Source organism: Pseudomonas purpurea, assembly GCF_039908635.1.
GTDB classification, from domain to species: Bacteria; Pseudomonadota; Gammaproteobacteria; order Pseudomonadales; family Pseudomonadaceae; genus Aquipseudomonas; species Aquipseudomonas purpurea.
Genome location: NZ_CP150918.1, coordinates 2,226,104 through 2,252,199 on the forward strand (window position 1 = coordinate 2,226,104; position 26,096 = coordinate 2,252,199).

18 protein-coding genes, 4 tRNA genes and 2 pseudogenes are annotated in these 26,096 nt (G+C 61.3%); 17 read left to right on the forward strand and 7 right to left on the reverse strand.

Annotation, left to right across the window (positions count from 1 at the left end; genetic code table 11):
• The first annotated feature begins 176 nt into the window (after positions 1 to 176).
• Positions 177 to 410: a hypothetical protein gene (locus tag AABM54_RS10040; RefSeq protein ID WP_347905201.1), complete on the forward strand. Its 234-nt coding sequence runs from the start codon at positions 177 to 179 to the stop codon at positions 408 to 410.
• A 6-nt stretch (positions 411 to 416) separates the two neighbouring features.
• Here the strand turns inward: AABM54_RS10040 and AABM54_RS10045 are convergent, their stop codons facing one another.
• A complete protein-coding gene (locus AABM54_RS10045; protein ID WP_347905203.1) occupies positions 417 to 617 on the reverse strand; it encodes a hypothetical protein in 201 nt (66 codons plus the stop codon).
• A gap of 132 nt (positions 618 to 749) precedes the next feature.
• Positions 750 to 1,947, reverse strand: a pseudogene (locus AABM54_RS10050) (amino acid aminotransferase).
• A 336-nt stretch (positions 1,948 to 2,283) separates the two neighbouring features.
• On the opposite strand from AABM54_RS10050, the gene uvrB reads away from it, so the two are divergent.
• The gene (gene uvrB / locus AABM54_RS10055) at positions 2,284 to 4,299 is read left to right on the forward strand and encodes an excinuclease ABC subunit UvrB (protein ID WP_347905205.1); all 2,016 of its coding nucleotides are present in this window, start codon (positions 2,284 to 2,286) and stop codon (positions 4,297 to 4,299) included.
• A gap of 133 nt (positions 4,300 to 4,432) precedes the next feature.
• Here the strand turns inward: uvrB and AABM54_RS10060 are convergent, their stop codons facing one another.
• Positions 4,433 to 5,983 carry an MDR family MFS transporter gene (locus AABM54_RS10060; RefSeq protein WP_347905207.1) on the reverse strand — a complete coding sequence of 517 codons (1,551 nt, stop codon included), beginning with the start codon at positions 5,981 to 5,983 and terminating at the stop codon, positions 4,433 to 4,435.
• A complete protein-coding gene (locus tag AABM54_RS10065; protein WP_347905209.1) occupies positions 5,973 to 7,019 on the reverse strand; it encodes an HlyD family secretion protein in 1,047 nt (348 codons plus the stop codon). Before AABM54_RS10065 ends, AABM54_RS10060 begins: the two co-directional genes overlap by 11 nt.
• A gap of 232 nt (positions 7,020 to 7,251) precedes the next feature.
• Here AABM54_RS10065 and gltX point away from each other — a divergent pair, with 232 nt between their 5' ends.
• The 12 genes from gltX to AABM54_RS10125 all read left to right on the forward strand — a co-directional run bounded on the left by gltX (position 7,252) and on the right by AABM54_RS10125 (position 16,754).
• On the forward strand, positions 7,252 to 8,733 hold the full coding sequence (gltX, locus tag AABM54_RS10070) for a glutamate--tRNA ligase (RefSeq protein ID WP_347905211.1): 1,482 nt from the start codon (positions 7,252 to 7,254) through the stop codon (positions 8,731 to 8,733).
• Positions 8,734 to 8,924: 191 nt separating this feature from the next.
• A tRNA-Ala gene (locus tag AABM54_RS10075) sits at positions 8,925 to 9,000 on the forward strand.
• Between the two features lie 80 nt (positions 9,001 to 9,080).
• A tRNA-Glu gene (locus AABM54_RS10080) sits at positions 9,081 to 9,156 on the forward strand.
• Between the two features lie 53 nt (positions 9,157 to 9,209).
• Positions 9,210 to 9,285 (forward strand) — tRNA-Ala (locus AABM54_RS10085).
• An 80-nt stretch (positions 9,286 to 9,365) separates the two neighbouring features.
• Positions 9,366 to 9,441 (forward strand) — tRNA-Glu (locus AABM54_RS10090).
• Between the two features lie 182 nt (positions 9,442 to 9,623).
• A complete protein-coding gene (locus AABM54_RS10095; protein ID WP_347905213.1) occupies positions 9,624 to 10,163 on the forward strand; it encodes a TetR/AcrR family transcriptional regulator in 540 nt (179 codons plus the stop codon).
• A 29-nt stretch (positions 10,164 to 10,192) separates the two neighbouring features.
• On the forward strand, positions 10,193 to 11,026 hold the full coding sequence (locus AABM54_RS10100; protein WP_347905215.1) for an alpha/beta fold hydrolase: 834 nt from the start codon (positions 10,193 to 10,195) through the stop codon (positions 11,024 to 11,026).
• A 47-nt stretch (positions 11,027 to 11,073) separates the two neighbouring features.
• Positions 11,074 to 11,511 (forward strand): thioesterase family protein, encoded by a 438-nt coding sequence (locus AABM54_RS10105; protein ID WP_347905217.1) that lies wholly within the window; start codon positions 11,074 to 11,076, stop codon positions 11,509 to 11,511.
• Between the two features lie 171 nt (positions 11,512 to 11,682).
• A complete protein-coding gene (locus AABM54_RS10110; protein ID WP_347905219.1) occupies positions 11,683 to 12,642 on the forward strand; it encodes a tRNA-dihydrouridine synthase in 960 nt (319 codons plus the stop codon).
• Positions 12,643 to 12,770: 128 nt separating this feature from the next.
• Positions 12,771 to 13,217 (forward strand): Hsp20 family protein, encoded by a 447-nt coding sequence (locus AABM54_RS10115; RefSeq protein ID WP_347905221.1) that lies wholly within the window; start codon positions 12,771 to 12,773, stop codon positions 13,215 to 13,217.
• Between the two features lie 163 nt (positions 13,218 to 13,380).
• Positions 13,381 to 14,076, forward strand: a complete 696-nt coding sequence (locus tag AABM54_RS10120; protein ID WP_347905223.1) for a DUF1266 domain-containing protein — start codon at positions 13,381 to 13,383, stop codon at positions 14,074 to 14,076.
• Complete coding sequence (locus AABM54_RS10125) at positions 14,073 to 16,754, forward strand: DUF805 domain-containing protein (RefSeq protein WP_347905224.1); 2,682 nt, start codon at positions 14,073 to 14,075, stop codon at positions 16,752 to 16,754. The genes AABM54_RS10120 and AABM54_RS10125 overlap by 4 nt, the downstream gene beginning before the upstream one ends.
• Here AABM54_RS10125 and AABM54_RS10130 read toward each other — a convergent pair.
• The 3 genes from AABM54_RS10130 to AABM54_RS10140 all read right to left on the reverse strand — a co-directional run bounded on the left by AABM54_RS10130 (position 16,751) and on the right by AABM54_RS10140 (position 22,900).
• Entirely contained in the window at positions 16,751 to 18,442 is a 1,692-nt protein-coding gene (locus tag AABM54_RS10130; RefSeq protein ID WP_347905225.1) for a molecular chaperone HscC, read from the reverse strand. The genes AABM54_RS10125 and AABM54_RS10130 overlap by 4 nt on opposite strands.
• A gap of 207 nt (positions 18,443 to 18,649) precedes the next feature.
• Positions 18,650 to 21,940, reverse strand: a complete 3,291-nt coding sequence (locus AABM54_RS10135) for an EAL domain-containing protein (RefSeq protein WP_347905227.1) — start codon at positions 21,938 to 21,940, stop codon at positions 18,650 to 18,652.
• Between the two features lie 69 nt (positions 21,941 to 22,009).
• A complete protein-coding gene (locus AABM54_RS10140; protein WP_347905229.1) occupies positions 22,010 to 22,900 on the reverse strand; it encodes a LysR family transcriptional regulator in 891 nt (296 codons plus the stop codon).
• A 148-nt stretch (positions 22,901 to 23,048) separates the two neighbouring features.
• Between AABM54_RS10140 and leuC the strand changes: the two are divergent.
• From leuC to AABM54_RS10155, 3 genes and pseudogenes are all read left to right on the forward strand, one after another.
• A pseudogene (gene leuC, locus AABM54_RS10145) lies at positions 23,049 to 24,480 on the forward strand (3-isopropylmalate dehydratase large subunit).
• 2 nt (positions 24,481 to 24,482) lie between these two features.
• A complete protein-coding gene (gene leuD, locus AABM54_RS10150) occupies positions 24,483 to 25,127 on the forward strand; it encodes a 3-isopropylmalate dehydratase small subunit (RefSeq protein WP_347905231.1) in 645 nt (214 codons plus the stop codon).
• Positions 25,128 to 25,274: 147 nt separating this feature from the next.
• Positions 25,275 to 26,042 carry a class I SAM-dependent methyltransferase gene (locus AABM54_RS10155; protein ID WP_347905232.1) on the forward strand — a complete coding sequence of 256 codons (768 nt, stop codon included), beginning with the start codon at positions 25,275 to 25,277 and terminating at the stop codon, positions 26,040 to 26,042.
• The last annotated feature ends 54 nt before the right edge of the window (positions 26,043 to 26,096 follow it).

Consider the following 26,096-nt stretch of genomic DNA (forward strand, 5'->3'; position numbering starts at 1 on the left):
TGCGTTTTCCGGGTGAGCGAGGGTGGTTGGACTATTGGCGGTTACCAGAATCGTGGCGGCGGTCTACCATGGCGCCCCGGAAGTGGTTTCACGCGCTACCGGCCATTCGCCGAAAAGGTACGCGTCATGACTCACTCATCACTGTTCATTCGTTCGTCGCTGCGCGAGGTGTTTGCATGAGCATCGCCCAGATCAGCTTGCCCAAAGGCGTCGGCCCGCACGCCGAAAAACTGTTCGACGCGATCACTCAGGCCAGCACCGCTGATGAACTGAACCGCGCTGGCGGCAAGGCCGAAGGTTTCGTGCTGGGGCTGGAAAGCACCAAGGCGATCAAGAGCCAGGTCGCCGAATCGCTCTATGTGGCCTACGACGATGCCGCCAGCCAGCGCGCCACCGAACTCGCCGGCTGAGCCCGTTTAGCCGCCGAAGCTGAAGGTGCCCATCAGGAACTTGGCGTAGAGCGACATCGCGATCAGTTGCACGATCCACAGCGCCAGGCCGCCCAGGAAGACGCCCAAGGCGACTTGCCCGACCAGTCCACTGCTGCGCTTGGTCTGGTTGCGTGGCACAAAGTGATCCAGTTCGTCGCGGTCAGCGCGCAAATCATCGTTCTTCATAAGGTCTCTCGAAAGGGAAGGGCGCTAAACCCACAGTCTAGAGTGCATGTGCACCATCGTGCTGTGGATTTTCCGGGCAGCAACGAAAAGGGGAAGCCTCATGGCTTCCCCCTTTTCTGTTGCGCGTGTGGCTTAGATCACCTGAAGGATGGCCTTGGTCACGGCGTCGATGTTGCGCTGGTTCAGCGCGGCGACGCAGATACGGCCGGTGTCCAGGGCGTAGATGCCGAATTCGTTGCGCAGGCGGGTCACTTGTGGGGCGGTCAGGCCGGAGTAGGAGAACATGCCGCACTGACGAGCGACGAAGCTGAAGTCGTGGTCAGGCGCTTGTTTGGCCAGCATGTCGACCATTTGCATGCGCATGCCACGAATGCGCAAGCGCATTTCGGCCAGTTCCTGCTCCCACTGGGCGCGCAGCTCAGGGCTGTTCAGCACGGCGGCAACGATGCTTGCGCCGTGGGTCGGCGGGTTGGAGTAGTTGGTGCGGATCACGCGTTTGACCTGCGACAGCACGCGCGCGCTTTCTTCCTTCGACTCGCTGACGATCGACAGCGCGCCCACGCGTTCACCGTACAGCGAGAACGACTTGGAGAACGAGCTGGAGACGAAGAAGGTCAGGCCCGATTCGGCGAACAGGCGCACAGCAGCGGCGTCTTCGTCGATGCCGTCGCCAAAGCCTTGATAGGCCATGTCGAGGAACGGCACGTGATTTTTCGCCTTGACCACGGCCAGCACGTTTTTCCAGTCCGCCGGGCTCAGGTCGACGCCGGTCGGGTTATGGCAGCACGCGTGCAGCACGACGATGGAGCCAGACGGCAGCGCGTTCAGGTCTTCGAGCAGGGCCTGTGCGGTTCACGTCGTGGGTGGCGGCGTCGTAGTAGCGATAGTTCTGCACCGGGAAACCGGCGGTTTCGAACAGCGCACGGTGGTTTTCCCAGCTCGGGTCGCTGATCGCGACGACGGCGTTGGGCAGCAGTTGCTTGAGGAAGTCGGCACCGATTTTCAGTGCGCCTGTGCCGCCGACGGCTTGCGTGGTGATCACGCGGCCAGCGGCGATCAGTGGCGAATCATTGCCGAACAGCAGCTTTTGCACGGCCTGGTCGTAGGCGGCGATGCCGTCGATCGGCAGGTAGCCGCGGGAGGCGTGTTGAGCGACGCGAATCGTCTCGGCTTCGACAACGGCGCGCAGGAGTGGAATTTTCCCCTCCTCGTTGCAGTAAACACCGACCCCCAGGTTGACCTTGTCGGTACGAGTATCGGCGTTGAATGCTTCGTTGAGGCCCAGGATTGGATCGCGTGGTGCCATTTCGACAGCGGAGAACAGGCTCATTATTGCGGCGGCTCTGAATGGGAGGTGGAGGGACGTGTAGCGCTCCAGCCGAATGCACTAGAGCGGTGCACAAACGGGGAGCTAGTATAGAGGCCATCACCGAGCGCGGCGACAGCCGTTTCGGTTTTTCGGGTAAGTTTTTCGGTTTATTTTTGCACCGTTAGTCTTATTGCCACATCAAGAGTGTAGGTGCGGGTAGGGCGTTTACCTTGAAACCCGAAGCAATTGGCTCCACATCTACGGTTATCATGCTTTTTCCCAACGACATTCGTCGTTCGCGGTCTTCACCGTTCCTGTCAGGCATCGCCCGGGCAGGAGTGAACCCAGAGGTACGTTATGTCTGAATTTCAGCTTGTCACCCGCTTCGAACCTGCCGGCGATCAGCCGGAAGCCATCCGTTTGATGGTCGAAGGCATCGAGGCCGGGCTGGCGCACCAGACGCTGCTGGGTGTGACCGGTTCAGGCAAGACGTTCAGCATTGCCAACGTGATCGCCCAGGTTCAGCGGCCGACCCTGGTGCTGGCGCCGAACAAGACCCTGGCCGCGCAGTTGTACGGTGAGTTCAAGGCGTTCTTCCCGAACAACGCGGTGGAGTACTTCGTTTCCTACTACGACTACTATCAGCCCGAAGCCTATGTGCCGTCGTCGGACACCTTCATCGAGAAAGACGCCTCGATCAACGACCACATCGAGCAGATGCGGCTGTCGGCGACCAAGGCATTGCTGGAACGCAAGGACGCGATCATCGTCACCACGGTGTCGTGCATTTACGGCCTGGGCAGTCCGGAAACCTATTTGAAAATGGTGTTGCACGTGGATCGCGGCGACAAGCTCGATCAGCGTGCCTTGCTGCGCCGTCTGGCCGACTTGCAGTACACCCGCAACGACATGGATTTTGCCCGCGCGACCTTCCGGGTGCGCGGCGACGTGATCGATATCCACCCGGCAGAATCCGATTTCGAAGCGATCCGCATCGAACTGTTCGATGACGAGGTCGAGAGCCTGTCGGCGTTCGATCCGTTGACCGGCGAAGTGATCCGCAAGCTGCCGCGTTTCACGTTCTATCCGAAAAGCCACTACGTAACCCCGCGGGAAACACTGCTGGGCGCCATCGAAGGGATCAAGGTCGAGTTGCAGGAGCGTCTGGACTACCTGCGCTCCAACAACAAACTGGTGGAAGCGCAGCGTCTCGAACAGCGCACTCGCTTCGATCTGGAGATGATTCTCGAGCTGGGCTACTGCAACGGCATCGAGAACTACTCGCGCTACCTCTCGGGTCGTGCCTCCGGCGAGGCGCCACCCACGCTGTTTGATTACTTGCCTGCCGACGCCTTGCTGGTGATCGATGAATCCCACGTCAGCGTGCCGCAGGTCGGCGCCATGTATAAGGGCGACCGCTCGCGTAAAGAGACGCTGGTGGAATACGGTTTCCGCCTGCCGTCCGCACTGGATAACCGGCCGATGCGTTTCGACGAGTTCGAAAACATCAGCCCGCAGACGATTTTCGTCTCGGCCACGCCGGGCAATTACGAGGCGGAACACGCCGGTCGCGTGGTCGAGCAACTGGTGCGGCCGACCGGCCTGGTGGACCCGCAAATCGAGATTCGCCCGGCGTTGACTCAGGTCGACGACCTGCTCTCGGAAATCACCAAGCGTGTGGCGCTGGAGGAGCGGGTGCTGGTCACCACGCTGACCAAGCGCATGTCCGAGGATTTGACCGATTACCTCGCCGATCACGGTGTGCGCGTACGCTATCTGCACTCGGACATCGACACCGTGGAGCGGGTCGAGATTATCCGCGATTTGCGCCTGGGCACCTTCGATGTACTGGTGGGGATCAACCTGCTGCGTGAAGGCCTGGACATGCCGGAAGTGTCGCTGGTGGCGATTCTCGATGCCGACAAGGAAGGCTTCCTGCGCTCTGAGCGCTCGCTGATCCAGACCATCGGTCGTGCGGCGCGGAACCTCAATGGCCGGGCGATTCTCTATGCGGACCGGATCACTGGTTCGATGGAGCGGGCGATTGGCGAAACCGAGCGTCGTCGCGACAAACAGATCGCCTTCAACCTGGCCAACGGCATCACCCCCAAAGGCGTGTTCAAGGACGTCGCGGACATCATGGAAGGCGCCGTCGTGCCGGGCTCGCGCAGCAAGAAGCGCAAAGGCATGGCCAAGGCTGCCGAAGAAAGCGCCAAGTACGAAAACGAACTGCGCTCGCCGAGCGAAATCACCAAGCGCATTCGTCTGCTGGAAGAGAAAATGTACCAACTTGCCCGCGACCTGGAGTTCGAGGCTGCCGCGCAGATGCGCGACGAGATCGGCAAGCTGCGCGAGCGGTTGCTGACTGTTTGATCCTTAGTGCCTGACAGGGCCTCTTCGCGAGCAAGCTCGCTCCCACATTGGTCCGGACCTGTCAGGACAATGCGCTCAACTGTGGGAGCGAGCTTGCTCGCGATGGGGTCAGTCGTCACAGCGCAACAGTCAGTTAGTGCGCCTCGCCGGCCTTCAACCCTGCCGGCAGCGCCTTGGTCAGCAAGACCGCCAGCATGCTCACCCCCAGTGCAATCCCGACAGCATGGAACGCATCGTTGTAAGCCATGATCGACGCCTGTTGATGGGCGATCTCACTGAGTTTACCCAGCGCGACGGTCTCGCTGCCAAACCGGTCCGTCATTGACGCCATACGCTCGGCCACCTGCGGGTTGCTCGGCACAATCGACTCGCGCAAATAATCGAAGTAGGTCTTGGTCCGTGCATCCAGCAGCGTGGCGAGGAGGGCGATACCAATCGCGCCGCCGAGGTTACGCAGGATGTTGAACAGGCTTGAAGCCGACCCCGCGTCCTGGGGCAGGATGTAGGCGGTGGCGATCAACGAGATGGTCACCATGATCAGCGGTTGGCCCAGCGCCCGGACGAGCTGGATCTGATTGAACTGCGGCCCGGCAAAGTCCGGGTTGAGCACCCCGGAAGAAAAACTCGCCATGCCAAACAGGGCAAAGCCCAGGGCGCACAGCCACTTGGGCGAGACGAATTTCATCAGCTTGGGCACCAGCGGAATCAGGAACAGCTGCGGCACGCCCATCCACATGATCACTTCGCCGATCTGCAAGGCGTTGTAGTTCTGGATCTGCGCCAGGTACAGCGGCAGCAGGTAAATCGAACCGTACAAGCCGACGCCCATGCCGAGGCTGGAAATGCTCGATAACCCGAAGTTGCGGTTGCGCAGGATGCCGAGGTTGATCAGCGGATTGGGTCTGGACACCTGCACGATGACAAAGGTGATCAGGCTGATCAGCGCAATGCTGCCCAAGGTCACGATCAGGTTCGATTCCAGCCAGTCCTTGCGATGACCTTCCTCAAGAAACACCTGCAAACAGCCCAGGCCAACACCGAGCGTGAGAATGCCGGCGTAGTCGGTGCTTTTCAGCAGCTCCCAGTGGGCTTCCTTCTTCTCCAGGCCGTACATGAGGCCGGCGATCATGATCAGTCCGGGCGGGATGTTGATGTAGAAGATGTATTCCCAGCCCCAGTTTTCCGTCAGCCAACCGCCGAGCGTCGGGCCGATGGACGGGGCGAAAGTGGCGGTCATCGCAAACATCGCCATGCCCTTGGCGCGGTGATGTTCGGGGAGCTTGATCAGCGTCAGGGTGAACGCCAGCGGGATCAGCGCGCCGCCGGTAAAACCCTGCAAGGCGCGGAACACGATCATGCTCTCCAGGCTCCAGGCCATGGAGCAGAGCAGGGAGGCGGCAAGAAACCCCAGCGAAACCCACACCGCCAAACGGCGCGCCGAGAGCAACTGCACCAACCACGCGGTGAGCGGGATCATGATGATTTCCGCGACCAGGTAGGAAGTGGAAATCCACGAGCCTTCTTCCAGGGTTGCCGACAGCGCGCCCTGAATGTCCTTGAGCGAGGCGTTGGTGATCTGGATGTCGAGCACTGCCATGAAGGCACCGAGCATGACGCTCATGACCGCAATCCAGTCCCGCCGGGTCGGTTCGCCGACCGGGCGGAGCAGTTGATCACCGGCCATCGACAGGGTCTTTGATGTTGACTTTGACGGTCACCGACATGCCGGGACGGATCTTTCCGTGCAGCGGATTGTCGGCAGCAAACGTCAGTTTCACCGGAATCCGCTGTACGACTTTGGTGAAGTTGCCGGTGGCATTGTCTGGAGGCAACAGGCTGAATTGCGCGCCCGAGGCAGCGAACAGGCTGTCGACCCTTGCCTCGATGGGCGTGTCGCCGTAGGCATCGAAAACCAACTCGGCTTTCTGCCCGGGTTGCATGTGGCCGATCTGGGTTTCCTTGAAGTTGGCCTGAATCCAGATGTCCTGGTCCGGGACGATCGACAGCAGATAGGCGCCGGCTTGCACGTATTGGCCGTTGCGGGCGGCGCGTTGGCCGATCAGCCCGCTGATCGGGGCGTGGATCTCGCTGCGGGTCAGGTTCAGTTCGGCCTGGGCCAGGTCGGTGCGGGCATTGGCGATTTGCGCGTCGAGGCGTTTGATTTCAGCCGCCAGGGCGTTGACCTGCTGGTGTTGCGCCTGGGCGTCGGCCTGGGCCTTGGCGACTTGCGAGCGGGCAATGTGGGTGTCGGCAGAGAGGGTGGTGACCCGTTCTTCCGAAACGTAACCGGGTTTGCGCAAGGTTTCGGCGCGGGACAAATCGATTTGCGAACGGCCAAGGGTGGCTTGGCTCGAGGCGACCTGGGCTTCGCTGGCGGCAATCAGGCTGGCCTGTTGGGTCAGCTTGCTTTGGGCTTGCAGCCGTTCGGCTTCGCGGGTAGCGAGGCTGGCGTTGGCGCGGTCGACGGCGAGGTGGAAGTCATCGCTTTCGAGCCTGATCAGCAGCTGGCCTTTTTCGACGTGCTGGTTGTCCTGCACCAGAACGTCATCAATCCGTGCGCCGAGTTGGCTGGAGACGCGGGTGATTTCACCCTGGACGTAGGCGTTATCGGTGCTCTCATAAAAACGTCCCTTGAAAAACCAGTGGGCAAAGAACCCTCCGGCGATCAGCAGGACGATAAACAGGAACGTAAACAGGCGATGCTTGAGTTGGGCTGGCATGGGCAGACTGTAGTCGGAAAAGTGTAAGGAGATATATCAGGGCGCAAATCTGGCACACGACCGACAAACGGTAAATGCCACTTCCGGATAATCGGCTATCGAGCGGCATTAGAGCGGTTTGTAGCCCCAACGTTGGCTTAAATGCCCTGCTGACTGGAGTGGGGCGGGTATCGCCTGTTACCATTCGCCCCTTGTTTCATCTCCGCTTTTTATATTCTTTTCGAGACACGCCATGACCACCGTCCGCACTCGCATCGCGCCATCGCCTACCGGCGATCCCCATGTCGGCACCGCTTACATCGCTTTGTTCAACTATTGCTTTGCCAAGCAGCATGGCGGTGAGTTCATCCTGCGGATTGAAGACACCGACCAATTGCGTTCGACCCGCGAGTCCGAGCAGCAGATTTTCGATGCCCTGCGCTGGTTGGGCATCAACTGGAGCGAAGGCCCGGATGTGGGTGGCCCGCACGGTCCGTATCGCCAGAGCGAGCGCGGCGATATCTACCAGAAGTACTGCCAGCAACTGGTCGACCTGGGTCATGCCTTCCCGTGCTTCTGCACTAGCGACGAGCTTGACCAGATGCGCGCCGAGCAAATGGCCAAGGGCGAAACCCCGCGTTATGACGGCCGGGCGCTGTTGCTCTCCAAAGAAGAAGTCGCGCGCCGCCTGGCCGCTGGCGAGCCGCACGTGATCCGCATGAAAGTGCCGACCGAAGGCGTCTGCGTGGTGCCGGACATGCTGCGTGGCGACGTCGAGATCCCGTGGGATCGCATGGACATGCAAGTGCTGATGAAGACCGACGGCCTGCCGACGTACTTCCTCGCCAATGTGGTCGACGATCACCTGATGGGCATCACTCACGTACTGCGCGGTGAAGAATGGCTGCCATCGGCGCCGAAGCTGATCCTGCTTTACGAATACTTCGGCTGGGAACAACCAGAACTGTGCTACATGCCGCTGCTGCGTAACCCGGACAAGAGCAAGCTGTCCAAGCGCAAGAACCCGACCTCGGTGACCTTCTACGAGCGCATGGGCTTCATGCCGGAAGCGATGCTCAACTACCTGGGCCGCATGGGCTGGTCGATGCCGGACGAGCGCGAGAAGTTCTCGTTGCAGGAAATGGTCGACAACTTCGACCTCAAGCGTGTGTCCCTGGGCGGGCCGATTTTCGACATCGAAAAACTGTCGTGGCTCAACGGCCAGTGGCTGCGTGACCTGCCGGTGGAAGAGTTCGCCAGCCGCTTGCAGACCTGGGCGCTGAACCCTGAGTACATGATGAAGATCGCACCGCACGTGCAGGGTCGGGTTGAAACCTTCAGCCAGGTCGCACCGCTGGCCGGGTTCTTCTTTGCCGGTGGCGTGAACCCGGATGCCAAGCTGTTCGAGTCCAAGAAACTCTCGGGCGATCAGGTTCGTCAACTGATGCAACTGATCCTGTGGAAGCTCGAAAGCCTGCGTCAGTGGGAGAAGGACAGCATCACCGCGACAATTCAAGCGGTGGTCGAATCCCTTGAGCTGAAGCTGCGTGACGCCATGCCGTTGATGTTCGCGGCGATCACGGGGCAGGCGAGTTCGGTCTCGGTGCTTGATGCGATGGAAATCCTCGGGCCGGACCTGACCCGTTTCCGTCTGCGCCAGGCCATCGACCTGCTCGGCGGCGTGTCGAAGAAAGAAAACAAAGAGTGGGAAAAGCTCCTGGGCGCGATTGCCTGAGACGCTGCATGAAGGACTGATGGCCACTGTGCACACCTGTCGTTGGGTGCACAGTGGCTGTCAGGCCCCCGGATTTTCGGGGGGAGGGCGGTAAGTGATTGTTATGTCGGCAAAAAATTTTAAAATTTTTGAAAAATAAGTTTGACAGACTTTCGATACGCCCTTAAGATTCGCCCCGTCCTCAGCGATGAGGGGCTATAGCTCAGCTGGGAGAGCGCTTGCATGGCATGCAAGAGGTCGACGGTTCGATCCCGTCTAGCTCCACCAATTTTACAGTTCAAGGTCTGGCCACACCGGCCTTGAAGCGATCAACACTCAGCGTTGATCAGTTGTATAGAAGGGTTTGCGTCCCCTTCGTCTAGTGGCCTAGGACACCGCCCTTTCACGGCGGTAACAGGGGTTCGAGTCCCCTAGGGGACGCCAGTTTTACAGAAGTGATGTTGCAAAACGTCGCTCCGCCGCGAGGCGAAAAATCCGGGGCTATAGCTCAGCTGGGAGAGCGCTTGCATGGCATGCAAGAGGTCGACGGTTCGATCCCGTCTAGCTCCACCAATTTTACAGTTCAAGGTCTGGCCACACCGGCCTTGAATCGATCAGTACTCAGCACTGGTCAGTTGTATAGAAGGGTTTGTGTCCCCTTCGTCTAGTGGCCTAGGACACCGCCCTTTCACGGCGGTAACAGGGGTTCGAGTCCCCTAGGGGACGCCACGATTACCCGCTCTGCGGGATTTATAAGGGTCATTCAATTATTGAATGGCCCTTTTGTTTGTCTGGCGTTTGGCCAATCCTCTTATTCTCTCAACACGGCTCTTCTGACCAATGGTCGAATTAACGGCTTGCAATTTTTTATTACGAGAATAATATTTCAATCGTAATATTCGGAGGCAACGATGAACGATAAAAAAGCTCAAACCCGCGAACGCATTCTCCAGGCCGCCAGCGCTGCGCTGATCCAGCGTGGCCCGGCCGAGCCGAGCGTGGGCGAAGTGATGGGCGCGGCCGGCCTGACCGTTGGCGGCTTTTACGCTCACTTCGACAGCAAGGACGCGATGATGCTGGAGGTTTTCACGCAGTTGCTTGGCCAGCGTCGGGCCTTGATCGCCGATATGGACGCGGGGCTGACGGGCGAGGAGCGCCGGGCATTGGTCGCGGCCTTCTACCTGTCGCGCAAGCACCGTGATTCCACTGAGCACGCCTGTCCGATCCCGGCATCGGTCGGTGAACTGGGCCGTTTGCCGGACGATTTCCGGCAGGCGCTGAATGAGCATGTGGAGCTGATGGTCGCGCAACTGGCCAGCAGCCCCGAAGACATCGACAAGGCGCTGGCTGACATGGCGTTGATGGTCGGTGGTTTGGCCCTGGCGCGTGCGCTGGGTGCCGGTGAGTTGTCGGATCGATTGCTGCGTGCCGCCAAGTCGGCGGTCTTGTGACCTGAAGCGTTAGCCTTTGGAGATGAGCGATGAACACGTTGAGCTGGGTTCGTGGCGTTAATGGCACCCTGGGCTGGTTTGCGCCGCGTCTGATCGCGAGCAAGATGCGGCTGGCATTCATGACGCCGCGCGAGTTGCCGCCACGGGATTGGGAGTTGCCGCTGTTGGCGAGCGCCGAGCGGATCACTTTGCGCTTCGGCCTCTCGGCGCTGCGCTGGGGGCAGGGGCCGACGGTGTTGCTGATGCACGGCTGGGAAGGTCGGCCCACGCAGTTCGCCAGCCTGATCACGGCGTTGGTGGAAGCGGGTTACACCGTTGTTTCCCTCGACGGTCCGGCTCACGGTCGTTCCCCGGGGCGCGAGGCCAATGTGGTGCTCTTCGCCCGCGCCATGCTTGAGGCGGCCGCCGAGCTGCCGCCACTGCAAGCGGTCATTGGTCACTCCATGGGCGGCGCCAGTGCGATGCTTGCCATTCAGTTGGGCTTGCGCACTGAAACGCTGGTGAGCATCGCGGCGCCGGCGCGAATTCTCGGGGTGTTGCGCGGGTTTGCCCATCACGTGCGCATGCCGCCCAGGGCACGGTCGGCGTTCATCCGGCAGATCGAGCAGGATGTCGGTATCCAGGCGTCGAAGCTCGACGTGGCGCACTATCAGTTGGACATGCCAGGGCTGATCGTCCACGCCGAGGATGACAACTTTGTCCCGGTCAAGGAGTCGCAGCTGATCCACGACGCCTGGTTCGACAGCCGTTTGTTGCGGCTGGAGGAGGGCGGTCACCAGCGTGTGCTGGCGGACCCGCGGCTGATCGAAGGCGTGCTCGCGCTGCTGGCGGGTCGCAGTCTGCAGGCGCGCCAATCCGCCTGATCATCCGTTACACTGCCCCGGTCGAATAATCTGACCGGGAGTGGGACATGGGCTGGGATCGGGCAACGCCATTTATCATTGACCTGCAAGTGGCCGCCGAGGACATCGATGGGCTGGGGCACGCCAATAACGCGGTGTACGTCACCTGGCTCGAACGGTGTGCCTGGCGCCATTCGCAGCGCCTGGGGCTGGACCTGACCGAGTATCGACGGCTGGACCGGGCGATGGCCGTGGTGCGCCACGAGATCGATTACCTGGCGGCGGCTTATGAAGACGATGAGTTGCAGTTGGCGACCTGGATCGTTGACTGGGATCAGCGCCTGAAAATGACCCGGCACTTCCAGCTCGTCCGCCCCCGCGATAACACCACGCTGCTGCGGGCACAAACCACGTTTGTCTGCATCGAGCTGTCCAGCGGCAAGCCTCGGCGCATGCCGGCAGAGTTCATCGAAGGCTACGGCCAGGCGTTGCAAGTCCTGACCTGACCTATCCTGTGGCGAGGGAGCTTGCTCCCGTTAGAGTGCGCAGCACGCTCCATTGCAGGGGGGGGCGCTTCGAGCTCCAGCGGGAGCAAGCTCCCTCGCCACAAAGGTATGCGCAAGTCTTTCGGCAGAGAATCCAGTAAACTGCCGCACGTTTTTCGTTGAGTGTTTTTCATGCAAATTGCTTTGGCGCCCATGGAGGGGTTGGTCGACGACATCCTGCGGGACGTGTTGACCCGTGTTGGCGGTATCGATTGGTGCGTGACCGAGTTCATCCGGATCAACGACCAACTGCTCACGCCTGCCTATTTCCACAAGTTCGCGCCAGAGTTGCTGACCGGTGCCAAGACCGCTGCCGGCGTGCCGTTGCGTGTGCAACTGTTGGGTTCCGACCCGGTGTGCCTGGCGGAGAACGCTGCGCTGGCCTGCGAGTTGGGGTCGCAGGTTATCGACCTGAACTTCGGCTGCCCGGCCAAGACCGTCAACAAGTCCCGTGGCGGTGCGGTGCTGCTCAAAGAGCCGGAACTGCTCAACCAGATCGTCGAGCACGTACGCCGTGCAGTGCCGGCGCACATCCCGGTGACAGCCAAGATGCGCTTGGGCTTCGACAGCCCTGACGGCGCGCTGGTGTGCGCCACGGCGTTGGCCGAAGGCGGCGCGGAACACATCGTGGTACATGCGCGAACCAAGACCGATGGCTACAAGCCGCCGGCGCATTGGGAATGGATCCCGCGGGTGCAGGAAGTGGTCAAGGTGCCGGTGTTCGCCAACGGCGATATCTGGAGCGTCGAAGACTGGCGCCGTTGCCGCGAGATCAGCGGTGTCGAGGACATCATGCTCGGCCGCGGCCTCGTCTCGCGCCCGGACCTGGCGCGGCAGATCGCAGCGGCGCGTGCCGGTGAAGACGTGGTCGAGATGACTTGGGCCGAACTGTTGCCGCTGATTCAGGCGTTCTGGCTGCAAGCCAAGGTGCAGATGACGCCCCGCCAATCGCCGGGTCGCTTGAAGCAGTGGCTGGCAATGCTGACCCGCAATTATCCCGAAGCGGTGGAACTGTTCACGGTCCTGCGTCGGGAGACCGAACTGGATCAGGTTTCGCGTTTGCTGGGGCTGCAGGTGGCTGAGGCGGCCTGAAACCTTTTTTAAAAAAACAGAAAATAATCTCTTGAAATGCACTTGGCGATCCTTATCTAAGGATTACGCGATGCCGAATTCGGGTCGCGGAGACAAAAAACCTTGCTGACATTTCAGGAGATTTATTCATGAGCACTGCATTTTCCCTCGCACCTCTGTTCCGTTCTTCGGTGGGCTTCGATCGTTTCAACGACCTGTTCGAAACCGCTTTGCGCAACGAACCGGGCAGCACTTACCCGCCTTACAACGTTGAAAAACACGGTGACGACCAGTACCGCATTGTCGTAGCCGCCGCCGGTTTCCAGGAAGAAGACCTGGAGCTGCAAGTCGAGAAAGGCGTGTTGACCGTCAGTGGTGGCAAGCGCGATGCGAATGAAGGCGTGACCTTCCTGCACCAAGGCATTGCCCAGCGTGCGTTCAAGCTGTCGTTCCGCCTGGCGGACCATATCGAGGTCAAGGCGGCCGGCCTGAGCAACGGTCTGTTGAGCATCGACCTGCTGCGGGTGGTACCGGAAGAAGCGAAAGCCAAGCGTATCCCGATCAGCGGAACGCAAAAACCGGCACTGCAACACTGAGTGGTTCATGAGACCGCTGAGGTCATCAGCGGCTCAAACGCTCTCGAAAAGGCCCCGACGTGTCGGGGCCTTTTTTGTTTGCTGCGTTCCATCGGCCTCTCTACAATCGGCGCCCAAACGGCCAGCCCCGTCCATTTCCTGCTGGCCCCGGAGCATTTTTTTCATGGAAGAGATAGAACAGCGCTGGCTGTACGCCCTTTCTGCACCTTCAGTTGCCCTCAATCCCAACGCCAGTTACACCGACCCCGGCTACTGCTCCGACTTGAAGTTCGTTGACGTGGAGGGCGGTTGGGGTATCACCAATCGCCAGCAACTCCTGGAAATGCTCAGGTTCGCCGACAACGGCCATGCCGTTCAGCTCGAAGACGCCTACCACCAGTGGGAACGTTGCCTGCCCAGCCAATGGCAAGCGCTGTTGGCGCGCCTGGGCGCTCGCGACCGTGTGCTGTACGAATTGGCCAGCCGCACGTTCAGTGAGTGCGGTTCGGGCGGGATCCGCGCCTGGGACCTTGGGCGCATGGGGTTTTTGCTGCGCGCCGCCGTGCTTCATGGCTGGATCAACCTCGACGAAAGCCTTTGGCTGCACGGTGGCCTGGCCCTGCGCGCACGGCATTACTACGACAGCTGGGCCAGCTACTTCAATGGTTTCGTCGTCGGCAGATCCATTTGGAATTGCATGGGCAACAGCGACGAGGATCTGGCGCACGAACTGGACCGCAAGGGCGACTTTCCCATGAACACCGTTATCCTTGAACGAATTGATCGCGACGCCTCGCAGCTCTTTGCCCAGTTGCCGTGGGACATGGCCCTAAACCTGCCGGAGCGCCCGGCGTCCTTGGCGGAGTTCAACTGGTCATGACCTGCTGGATACGCCTGGGCATCGAGCCCACCAAAGACCACGACATCATTCGCAGCGCCTACCGCAGCCGTTTGCCGGAGCACCACCCGGAAACCGACCCGCAAGGTTTTCAGGCCCTGCGTGCGGCGTATGACGCCGCGTTGCGCTTCGCCCGGCAGGAAGACATTGAGGACGAGGCGCCGGCCGACGACGAGCCAACGGCTGCCCGGCAAACCCTGGTCGGCTTCGAAGCTTTGCTCAGCGACCCAACACGACGTTTCAATTCCGATGCATGGCTAGCGTTCATGGGCGAACTCGATCAACTGCCCCTGGAAGCAATGGAAGAAGTCAGTTGGGGCCTGCTATACGAGCTGATATCCGCCGGGCCGATCTCCAACCATTGCGCGCGGCTGTTGGCCCAGCGGTTGGGTTGGTCGGGCCGGCTACTCGACGTTGAGTTCGACAGCGCCCGGCAGATCGACGAGTTTCTCCAGCGCATCGAAGAACCGGACCCGTTCGACACCGCGTTGATGACGCACTGGTCGGCGCAGGCGCAACTGGAAACCCTCTGGTACACGCGCACGCTGGACTACCTCTATCAGCATCACTCACTGGACGAATTCAAGCGGTTCGCCAGTCTTTACACCTGCCTGCCGCTGCCGGCCGGCGACAGCCTGTCGCGTCGTTGGGCAGAGCAATTCAGCCAGGCGGGCATTGGCAGCAAGGGGTTGCTCGAGCTCTGCACCGAGCAGCATCGCCTGGCGCCGCAGGACCTCGACTGGCTCTACCTGCTGGCCTGTCAGCGCGGCCTGTTGGGGCTTGAAGAGCTGGCCCTGCAATGCTGGGTAAAACTGTGGCGCGAGCACCGGTATCCGAAGGCTGCGGCCTGGTTGCTGAAACTGTGCGCCGAGCGTCAGCCCAAGCGCTTGCCGCTGTTGATCCAGGCGTTCGACCGGCTGGAAAACTTCCGCGACTGGTCGCACGACCTCGCACACGTTTCCCAGGCGTACGGCAGCCCGTCCCAGCGCCCGGAGACGTTGGGGCGCTGGTTCCATGCCCGACAACTCGATCTGTCCGGGATCGCGGAGGCTTTCGTCTTATGGCGGATCGGTGGCGATGAGTTGCCGTTGCTGGCGTGGCTGATCGGCGAACACGCAGACCCGTACCTGTGCAGGCTCTACCGCCATGCCTGGGCGTTGCATCGTGGTGATGTGGCGCTGTTGCAGCAGGTCATGAACGAGCCTGACAGTGACGATGTACTCGACGCCTTGCTGCTGGAAGGGTTCAAGTATCAGGCCGAACAACAGATCTGCTGGCTGACGCAGGCGCCGATTCCTCTGGCACTGAAGTCCTTTGTCGACAGCCATTCTGCACAACCGGTGCTGGCGCCTGAGCTGCAAAAGGGCGAACCCTGCGATATCGCTCTGCTGTGGTTGCGACGTCTGCGGCCCTATGATCAAAGCGCTCTGGCCCGACTTGATCAGGCGTTTTCCCTGGGCAAGCACGATGAGTTTCATCGTGGTGTGTGCCTGATGGCGCAATTGGCTGAGCAAGGCGTGGTGCTGCCGGCCATTGGCGAGGGCGAGGCTGTTTGGGAGTGGCATCGCCAGACCGTATTTTTGCAGTCGCTGCTCGACGACCCGCGGCGCTGGTTGACGCCGGCCAACGTGCAGTCTCTGGAGCAGATGAATGTTGATCGGGACCATCCTCTGGCCCGGTTGCAGCCGCTGTTGCGTCGATTGGGCCGGGAGCAGGGCGGGCTGTCGAGCCTGCTCGGCTGGCTGCAAGACGCTGATCCGGTGCATGCCTTGCTGGCGCGCCGGTTCCTCGGCGTGCAGCAGGCGCTCGATAGCGCAAAACTGCTGGGCAATGACCGTTTGTATGCGTGCATGTGCAGCGAGCCGGATGTGTTTGACGATGACGCACTGGGGCTGATGCTGTTGTGTGGCGTGTTGTATCGCGACCCGTTGCTCGACACCGAACAGCACCGCTATTTGCTGAGCAAGATTGCCCGCATCACCAGCCCCGTCGACTGGTTCGAGTCCTTTCGGGACGGTTTGCTCAAGGGCGAGCCGCCGCGTCCGCCTCGTCAATCGCTCGAAGAGGGGGACAGCACCGACAGCAGTACGTTTTACCTTGCGCTCGATGCACTCAAAGGGTTGGTGCGCTATGGCGGTTTTGGCGTGCCGCGCAGCAAGGCGCTGCAACAGATGCAGCGTGAAAAGGACAACCCGGCGCACGGGCCCGGGCTGCGTTTGGCCTTGAGTGCCTTGCTGTCCTGGAGTGAGCGGTTGCTGCTGGCCAAGGCCGACAGTGAGCCTGTGTCACCTCGGGCCTTCTGGAAGCTGGGCAGTCGGCTGGGTCGCAAGGCATTCTTCGGCCAGGCGCTTGCGTGCCTGGTGCTGACGCCCCTGATTGCATTACTCAGCGGCAGCTCGGTGATGGGTATTGCGGTGTTGGTGCTTGGCCTGGGCATTCTGCTCGGCGCGGTGTTGCGCCGTCTGCATGACCTGGGCCGCGGGTTGCCGATGATGGTTGTGGGGGCCTGCTTGACCCCGGTGCTGCCGTTCTTGCCGGGGGTGCTGTTTTTTCTGCCCGGCGAAAAACTGCCCAACTGTTACGGGGTTCCGCCGGACAGCGGTACGACGAACACGCTGTCCGGTGGCCTGCAAGCCACTCTGCGGCGGTTGAACGGTTAGAAGCGCAGCTCGTCCAGCGCTTCGTTGAGCTGTTTGCGGTGGCTGGCAATCGTTGAAGGGTGCTGGCCACCGAGGACGTTGTTGAACTCGTCCAGCCAGTAGCGAATTTGCTCGCGTTCTTCGCCCAGGCTCTGCATCCAGGCGCGTTCGAGGCGGGCGAGCAGGGTGCGATTGGGCAGCGCATCGCGCGGGTGGATTTTCAGGGCGGCGAGCCGTTCATGGCTGGCCGCGCACGCCTGCGGGTCCAGGCCGGTAGGGCTGCGGTCGATGCTGTGGCTATGGCGCTCGCCGCTTGCCAGGGTCACGTCCACTTCCAGCAGGCCATTGATGTCGTAGCTGAACCGTACGTCCAGGGCATGCAGGGCACCGGTGTGCGGCAGTGGCACCCTGAATTCTTCGATGAAGATGTTATCGCGCACCCACGGGCGTTCGCCCTGATAGACCGCGATGCGAATCGCCTTCTGATCGGGATGGGTGCTGTAGAAACGCTGTTCGCGGGACGTCGGGATGATGGTGTTGCGTTCGATGATCGGCGAAAAGGCGTCGCTGATTTCTTCGCCGCGTGTGGTGGCGATGCCCAGGGTGTAAGGGCAGACGTCGGTCAGGATCAGCTCTTCGACGGCCTGCTCGCGGGCCTTGCACGCGGCCTGGGTCGCGGCACCGAGGGCGACGATGGTGTCCGGGTCGAGATGACGGTAAGGCAGGCGTCCGAACAGCGTTGCGACCATCTGTTGAACGGCCGGCATCCGCGTGGCGCCCCCCACCAGCACCAGGCTGTCGAGGTCGCGCGGGCGCAGGCGGGCATCGCGCAGCGCTTGTTCGATGGGCGCTCGCAGGCGCGCCAGCAGCGGCTCCCAGATCTTCTGCGCGCGTGTTTCATCCAGCGCCCACTCGCGGGTTTCACCGGCACCGTTCCAGCTCAGTTGCTGCGGGCCTTCGCCCAGTTTGCACTTGAGCTGTTCAAGGGCGTCGCCCAGGCTAGCCAGCGCCTGGGGTTCCAGCGCGGCCGGGTTCAGTTGCCACTCCTTGAGGCAGGCTTGCAGCAGCGCGGCGGTGAAGTCTTCGCCACCGAGGAAGTTGTCGCCGGTGGAGGCATGCACTTCGATCAGCGGCAACGCGTATTCCAGCACCGTGACGTCGAAGGTGCCGCCGCCCAGGTCGAAAATCAGCGTCCGTTCGAACTTCTGCTCATGCAGACCGTAAGCCATGGCGGCGGCAGTGGGTTCGTTGATCAGGCGCTGGACCTTCAGCCCGGCCAGCTCGGCCGCAAAACAGGTACGTTTGCGCTGCTCGTCGCTGAAGTACGCCGGCACCGAAATCACCGCCTCGCGGACTTCGCAGCCCAGCCAGGCCTCTGCGTCCTGCTTGAGTGAACCGAGCACCAGTGCCGAGAGTTCTTCGGGGCTGAAGGATTGATGGCTGCCGAGATCAAAACGCTTGTCGCTGCCCATGTAGCGCTTGAACGCCGCCACGGTGCGCTCGGGGTGGGTGGTCAGGCGGGCGCGGGCGGCCTTGCCGATCAGCATGCTGCCGTCTTCGTCGACACTCACGACCGATGGGGTGAGCATGTCACCGAGGGCGTTGGGGATCAGTAGGGCTCGGCCTTCCTGCCATACCGCAATCAGGCTGTTGGTGGTGCCCAGGTCGATACCCAGCAAAGGTGCCCGTGGGGTGACTGCGTCCTGCATCGTGGATCTCCTGCAAAGTCCGGCGCTGCCCTTGGCGGGGTGTTCGGTGCCCGCCATGGGCACGGTGAGTGGGCGGAATATGCCCGCACAGCGAAAAAAAACGCGACCCTACAGGTTGTGATAAATCCTGGCAATCGGGGGGCTCTCGAGAAGGCCATGGGGTTCAGGCATCAGGTTCCCGCTGCCCGGTAGCGCAAGCGCTGGCCATCACGCCAACCATGTTTCAAAGTCCTCGAGCGGCATCGGTCGGCTGTGCAGATAGCCCTGATACAAATGGCAGCCCAGCCCCTGCAAGAACGCCAGTTGCTCGGTGGTTTCGACGCCTTCGGCGATGACCATCAATTCGAGGCTGCGGGCCATGGCGACAATGGCGCGGATGATTTCCGCATCGTTCGGGTCGCTGGTGGCATCGCGGATGAAGGACTGGTCGATTTTCAGCGTGTCCACCGGCAGGCGTTTGAGGTACGTCAGCGAGGAATAACCGGTGCCGAAATCGTCCATGGCAAAACTCACCCCGAGCTTTTTCAGGCGGCGCATCTTGCTGATGGTGTCTTCGAGGTTCTGGATCACGATGCCTTCGGTGATTTCCAGCTTGAGGATCGAGCAGGGCAAGCCATGGCTGCCCAGGCTGTGTTCGATCCGTTCGACAAAATCGTTCTGGCGGAACTGCCGTGGGCTGATGTTCACGCACAGGCTGAAGTTGAACGGGTCCACCCGGCCCTTGGCAATCAGGTGTTTAAAGGCCAGGCACGCCTCGTCGAGAATCCAGGTGCCGACTTCCAGAATCAGCCCGCTGTCTTCCAGCACCTTGATGAACTCGGCGGGTGACTGTGCACCCAGTTCCGGGTGGTGCCAACGCACCAGGGCTTCGGCGCCGACGATGCGGTTATCCCGGGCATCCACCTGCGGCTGGTAATGCACGCTGAATTCACCACGGGACAAGGCCAGGCGCAGGTCGGTTTCCATGCGCATGCGCTCACTGGCGGCTTTTTGCATGGTGCTGTGGAACATCTGCGTGGTGTTGCGACCCGAATCCTTGGCCCGATACAGCGCGATGTCGGCGCGTTTGAGCAGGTCGGTCGGGGTTGAGCCGTGATCGGGGATCAGGGCCACGCCGATGCTCGGGGTGACTTGCAGGCGCTGGCCATCGAGGAACATCGGCTCGGACAGCAGCTCACGCAAGGTGTCGGCCAGTTCCCGGACCTGGGCACTGACTTGGCTGCGTGTACCCTCCAGCCCGCTGAGCAGCACCACGAACTCGTCGCCGCCCAGCCGCGCCACGGTGTCCTCCATGCGCACGCTGGCCTCCAGACGTGCGGTGACGATTTTCAGCACGGTGTCGCCCACGGGGTGCCCGAGGGAATCGTTGATGTGCTTGAAGTGATCGAGGTCCAGAAACAGCAGGGCACCGCGCAGGCTGTGGCGCTTGAGCAGGGCGATCTGCTGGCTCAGGCGGTCCATCAGCAGGGCGCGGTTGGGCAGGTTGGTCAGGGGGTCGTGGTAGGCCAGGTGACGGATCTGCGCCTCGGCGTTTTTCAGCAGGCTGACGTCCCGGGCGGTCATCAGCAGGCACGCGGTTTCGTTCAGGGTAATGGGTTCGATCGAGACCTCGACGGTGAGCAGATCGCCGCGCTTGTTGCGCCCGAGCATTTCCTGGTGGTGCACCCGGCCCTTGATCTGGAGTTCGGCCAGAAGCGCCGAGCGTTGTTTTTCCTCGGCCCAGATGCCGACCTGGTACACGGTGCGCCCGACGACTTCATCGGCCCGGTAACCAGTAAGTCGGCAGAACCCGTCGTTGACCTCCAGATAACGCCCGGTGTCGCGCTCGGCAATGGTGATTGCGTCCGGGCTGAAGTGGAATGCCTTGGCGAACTTCTCTTCGCTGGCCTTGAGCGCGGCTTCGGAGCGTTGCTGCTGGGTAATGTCGCGCAATGTCGTGACGATGCAGGGCTCGTTGCCGACGCTGATCTGCCGGCTGGAGATCACGCAGGTCAGGGCCTGGCCGTCCTTGTGGTGAGCGATGATCGCGACATTGTTCAGCGCCTGTTCGCGGATGACCTGCTCGATGCGTTGCTGGCGTTTGGCTGACGCGTCCCACAGGCCGACCTGGTCGGCACTGCGGCCGATCACGTCGGCGGTGGTCCAGCCGAAGGTCTGGGTAAAACTGGAGTTGATCTCGATGAATTGGCCCGTGTCCTGGCGTGTCACGCAGATCGGGTCGGGGCTGACCTGAAAGAGGCTGGCGAACTTCTCTTCGGAGGCGATCAGGCGTTGCTCGCGTTCGACCTGCTCGGTGATGTCCAGCAGGGTGCCGGCCATGCGCAATGGGGCACCTTGCTCATCGCGATAGAGCCGAGCACGGCTTTCCAGGTAGCGCGAACTGCCATCGGCCAGTTGCACGCGGTAGGTCAACTGATAATTGCCGGCCGGGCCTTCACGCAGGCTGCGATAGGCATTGCGCATGCTGTCGCGCTCTTCGCCGGGCACGCCTTCGAAGAATGCATCAAAGGATTCGTGGAAGGGCACCGGGTCCAGGCCGTGCAATTGAGCGGCGCGGGCCGAGCCATAGAGCATGCCGCTGGGAATGTGCCAGTCCCACGTGCCGAGCTGTGCCGACTCCAGCGCCAGATCGAGGCGTTCCTGGCTGTCCTTCAGGGCCTGTTCGGCGAGTTTGCGTTCGGTGGTGTCCAGAAAGGTACTGAGCAGGTACGGCTGGCCTTCGAGTTCGACCTTCTGGGCGCTGAGAATGCCGTCATGGACCTGCCCGTTGCTGGCGCGAAACTGCACTTCCATGCTGATCAGCTCGCCCTTGGCCTGGGTGGCCTTGATCAGTTGCGCCCGTTGTTCCGGGTCGACCCACAGGCCCAGCTCCAGGGTGGTACGGCCAATGGCGTCGAGCACCGGCCAGCCGAACAGGCTTTCGAAATATTGGTTGGCTTCGCTGATCAGGCCATCTTCCTGACGGGTCAGCAGGACCATGTTCGGGCACAGGTGAAACAGGGTCGCGAAGCGTTTTTCCGAGCTGCTCAGGGCCTGTTCGCGCTGGCGTTGATGGGTGATCTCGCGGATCACCCCGATCATCCGTGGCCGGCCGTTCTTGTCCGGCAGCAGGCTGCCGTTGATCTCCAGCCAGTGCAGGCTGCCATCGGGCCAGCGAATGCGGTGATGCATCGCCTGTTCCAGCGGCGCGCCGGCCACCACGGCATTAAAGGCCCGAATGGTTTTGGCCCGGTCTTCGATCGGCAGCAGGTCGAGGTATTCCAGGTCGCTGGGCAGCGGCTGCTTGGGGTCGAAGCCGAACAGTGCCTGCGTCCCTCGCGACCAACTGATTTCCCCGCGCTCGATGTCCCAATACCAGGCACCCAGGCGCGCACCATTCAAGGCGGCGAGCAGTTGGGGCGCGCTCTCCCAGCTCTGCTCCGACCTGCGAGGGTCGAGCGCCTGAATACGCGGCATTGGAGGCGTACGTGGACGAGAGCGGTCAACAGATTTGGGCATTGGCAGCAGGCCTTAGGCTGAATTGAGCATTGGGCACGAGGTGTTGCAGCCTTGAAGGATTAGCACAAGTCAGCCATCAATCCGTGGCAAATCGATTTGTGCATCCAGCAAGGCCATAAACGCCCGCGCAGCATTCGACAGCGTCCGTTCGGTGTGCACGATATAGCCTAGCTGGCGAGTGAGTTGTATGCCCGGCAAAGGAATGCGCGACACCTGATCGTCAAGCATGGTGCGCGGTAACACACTCCAGGCCAGACCGATGGACACCATCATCTTGATGGTTTCCAGATAGTTAGTGCTCATGGCGATGTTCGGCGTCAAGCCCTGGGCCTCGAACAGTCGTTGCACGATGTGATGGGTAAAGGTGTTGCCACCGGGGAACACCGCCGGATGGCGGGCGATATCGGCCAGGGTGACCGCGCCGTTGCTGATCAGGGCGTGTTCCGGGGCGACCACGAAATCCAGGGGGTCATCCCACACGGGTGTGGCCTTGACCAGCGTATGGGGCTCGGGTGCCAGGGTGATGACGGCCAGCTCGGCCCGGCCATGGAGGATTTCTTCGTAGGCTACTTCCGAATCCAGGAACTGAATATCCAGTGCCACCTCGGGGTAGCGTCGGGTGAAGGCGCGCAACAGCGGTGGCAAGCGGTGCAGGCCGATGTGATGACTGGTCGCCAGTGTCAGACGGCCGGTCACCTCGCCATTGAGGTTGGTCAAGGCGCGGCGTGTGTCGTCGAGTACGTTGAGAATCTGATAAGCGCGTGGCAGCAGGGCGCGTCCGGCCTCGGTCAGGCTGACTTCACGGCCCAGCCGGTCGAACAGCCGCACCTTCAATTGCTGCTCCAGGCCGGCGATGCGTTTGCTGATGGCCGGTTGCGTCAGGTGCAGGCGCTCACCGGCGCCGGAGAAGCTGCCGGTTTCGGCAATCGCGATAAAGGCATTGAGGTTGGCCAGGTCCATGGTCGTATTCCAGTTGGTTATCCAAAGCATGAAAAATATGAATTTGAGTTATTTAATGTAACCCCATAGGATCGACCTCACAAGCCAAGGGGTTATTGAATCGCTTCAGAACCCAGGGCATAGAAATACGCTGATGAGGAAACGTCTGATGGCCGGCAAAACGCTCTACGACAAGCTCTGGGATTCGCATTTGGTCAAGCAGCGCGACGATGGTTCGGCGCTGATCTACATCGACCGTCACATCATTCACGAAGTGACCTCGCCGCAAGCCTTTGAAGGCCTGCGTCTGGCCGGGCGCAAGCCGTGGCGCATCGATGCCAACATCGCGACCCCGGACCACAACGTACCGACCACTCCAGAGCGCAAGGGCGGCATTGCCGCCATCGCCGACGAAGTCTCGCGTTTGCAGGTTCAGACCCTCGATGACAACTGTGATGAATATGGCATCGTCGAATTCAAGATGAATGACGTGCGTCAAGGCATCGTCCACGTCATCGGCCCCGGAGCAGGGCGCCACCTTGCCGGGCATGACCGTGGTCTGCGGCGACTCCCACACCTCGACCCACGGTGCGTTCGGCGCGCTGGCCCACGGGATCGGCACCTCCGAGGTCGAGCACGTGCTTGCCACCCAGTGCCTGGTCGCCAAGAAAATGAAAAACATGCTGGTGTCCGTCGAAGGCACTTTGCCGTTCGGCGTGACGGCCAAGGACATCGTCCTTGCCGTGATCGGCAAGATCGGCACCGCGGGTGGCAATGGCCACGCCATCGAGTTTGCCGGGAGCGCGATTCGTGAGTTGTCGGTCGAAGGCCGCATGACCATCTGCAACATGTCCATTGAAGCGGGCGCCCGTGTGGGCCTGGTGGCTGCCGACGAAAAGACCGTGGCCTACGTCAAAGGTCGCCCGTTTGCCCCGAAAGGCGCGGAATGGGCGTTGGCGGTCGAAGCCTGGAAAGACCTGGTGTCCGACGCCGATGCCACATTCGATACCGTGGTTGAGCTCGACGCGGCGCAGATCAAACCGCAGGTCAGTTGGGGTACGTCCCCGGAAATGGTCCTTGCCGTGGATCAGAACGTGCCGGACCCGGCCAAGGAAATGGACCTGGTCAAGCGCGACTCCATCGTTCGCGCCCTGAAGTACATGGGTTTGACCGCCAACCAGGCGATCACCGACATTCAGTTGGATCGTGTGTTCATTGGTTCCTGCACCAACTCGCGCATCGAAGACTTGCGCGCGGCGGCCGTGATCGCCAAGGGCCGCAAAGTGGCCTCGACCATCAAGCAGGCCATCGTGGTGCCGGGTTCGGGCCTGGTGAAAGCGCAGGCCGAGTCGGAAGGGCTGGACAAGATTTTCCTCGAAGCCGGTTTTGAATGGCGCGAGCCAGGGTGCTCGATGTGCCTGGCGATGAACCCGGATCGTTTGGAGTCCGGCGAGCATTGCGCCTCGACCTCCAATCGTAACTTTGAAGGGCGGCAGGGCGCTGGTGGTCGTACGCACCTCGTCAGCCCGGCCATGGCAGCCGCTGCGGCCGTTAACGGTCGTTTCATCGACGTCCGCGAATTGATCCAGGGAGCGCAGTAATCATGAAAGCTTTCACTCAGCACACGGGGCTTGTCGCGCCTTTGGATCGTGCCAACGTCGACACCGATCAGATCATTCCCAAGCAATTCCTGAAATCGATCAAGCGCACCGGTTTCGGTCCGAACCTGTTCGATGAGTGGCGTTACCTGGACGTGGGCCAGCCGTATCAGGACAACTCCAAGCGGCCGTTGAACAAGGATTTCGTGCTCAACGCCGAGCGTTATCAAGGCGCCAGCGTGTTGCTGGCCCGTGAGAACTTCGGCTGCGGTTCGAGCCGCGAGCACGCGCCGTGGGCGCTGGAAGAGTACGGTTTTCGCAGCATCATCGCACCGAGCTATGCCGACATCTTCTTCAACAACAGCTTCAAGAACGGCTTGCTGCCGATCATCTTGAGCGACGCTGAGGTCGATGAACTGTTTGCACAGGTCGAGGCGAACCCTGGCTACCAGTTGCAGGTCGACTTGCAGGCCCAGACCGTGACCCGTCCTGACGGCAAGGTGCTGAGTTTTGAAATCGACGCTTTCCGCAAACACTGCCTGCTCAACGGCCTGGATGACATTGGCCTGACCTTGCAGGACGGCGATGCGATTGCGACGTTCGAAGCCAAGCACCGTGCGAGCCAGCCGTGGTTGTTTCGCGACGCTTGATTTTGTGTAAGGCGACATGACGCCATCGTGAGCAAGCTCGCTCCCACATTGGATTTGCGTTGTTCACAAAACCCCTGTGGGAGCGAGCTTGCTCGCGATGAGGCCCGGATAAACACCACAAGGCTTAACCCCAAAAAGGAAGTCCCCATGACCCGCACCGCCCAGCACAGTCAGGTTGTACAAAAGCAATTCGGTGAACAGGCCTCGGCCTACCTGAGCAGCGCCGTACATGCTCAAGGCACCGAATTCGCGCTGCTACAGGCCGAACTGGCGGGGCGCGGCGACGCCCGCGTGCTGGACCTGGGTTGCGGCGCCGGTCACGTGAGTTTCCATGTGGCGTCGTTGGTGAAAGAAGTGGTGGCCTACGACCTGTCCCAGCAAATGCTCGACGTGGTGGCCGCGGCTTCGATTGATCGCGGCTTCAGCAATGTCACCACGGTCAACGGCGCCGCTGAGCGCCTGCCGTTCGCCGATGGCGAATTCGACTTCGTGCTCAGCCGCTATTCGGCGCACCATTGGAGCGATCTCGGGCAGGCCCTGCGTGAAGTGCGCCGGGTACTGAAACCGGGCGGCGTGGCGGCGTTCATTGATGTGTTGTCGCCGGGCAGTCCGTTGTTCGACACGTACCTGCAAAGTGTCGAGGTGCTGCGCGACACCAGCCACGTGCGTGATTATTCGGCGGGCGAGTGGTTGCGTCAGGTCAGCGAGGCGGGGTTGCACACCCGCAGCACCACGCGTCAGCGCTTGCGTCTGGAATACACTTCATGGGTCGAGCGCATGCGCACGCCCGAGGTGATGCGCGCCGCGATTCGTGAGTTGCAGCAGTCCATGGGCAGTGAAGTACGCGATTATTTTGAGATTGAGGCCGATGGTTCGTTCAGTACAGATGTACTGGTACTGATGGCTGAACGATAAGCGCCGAGCGATAGCATTTTTCCCGGTGCCCCCGCGAGCCTGCGGGCGCGCCGA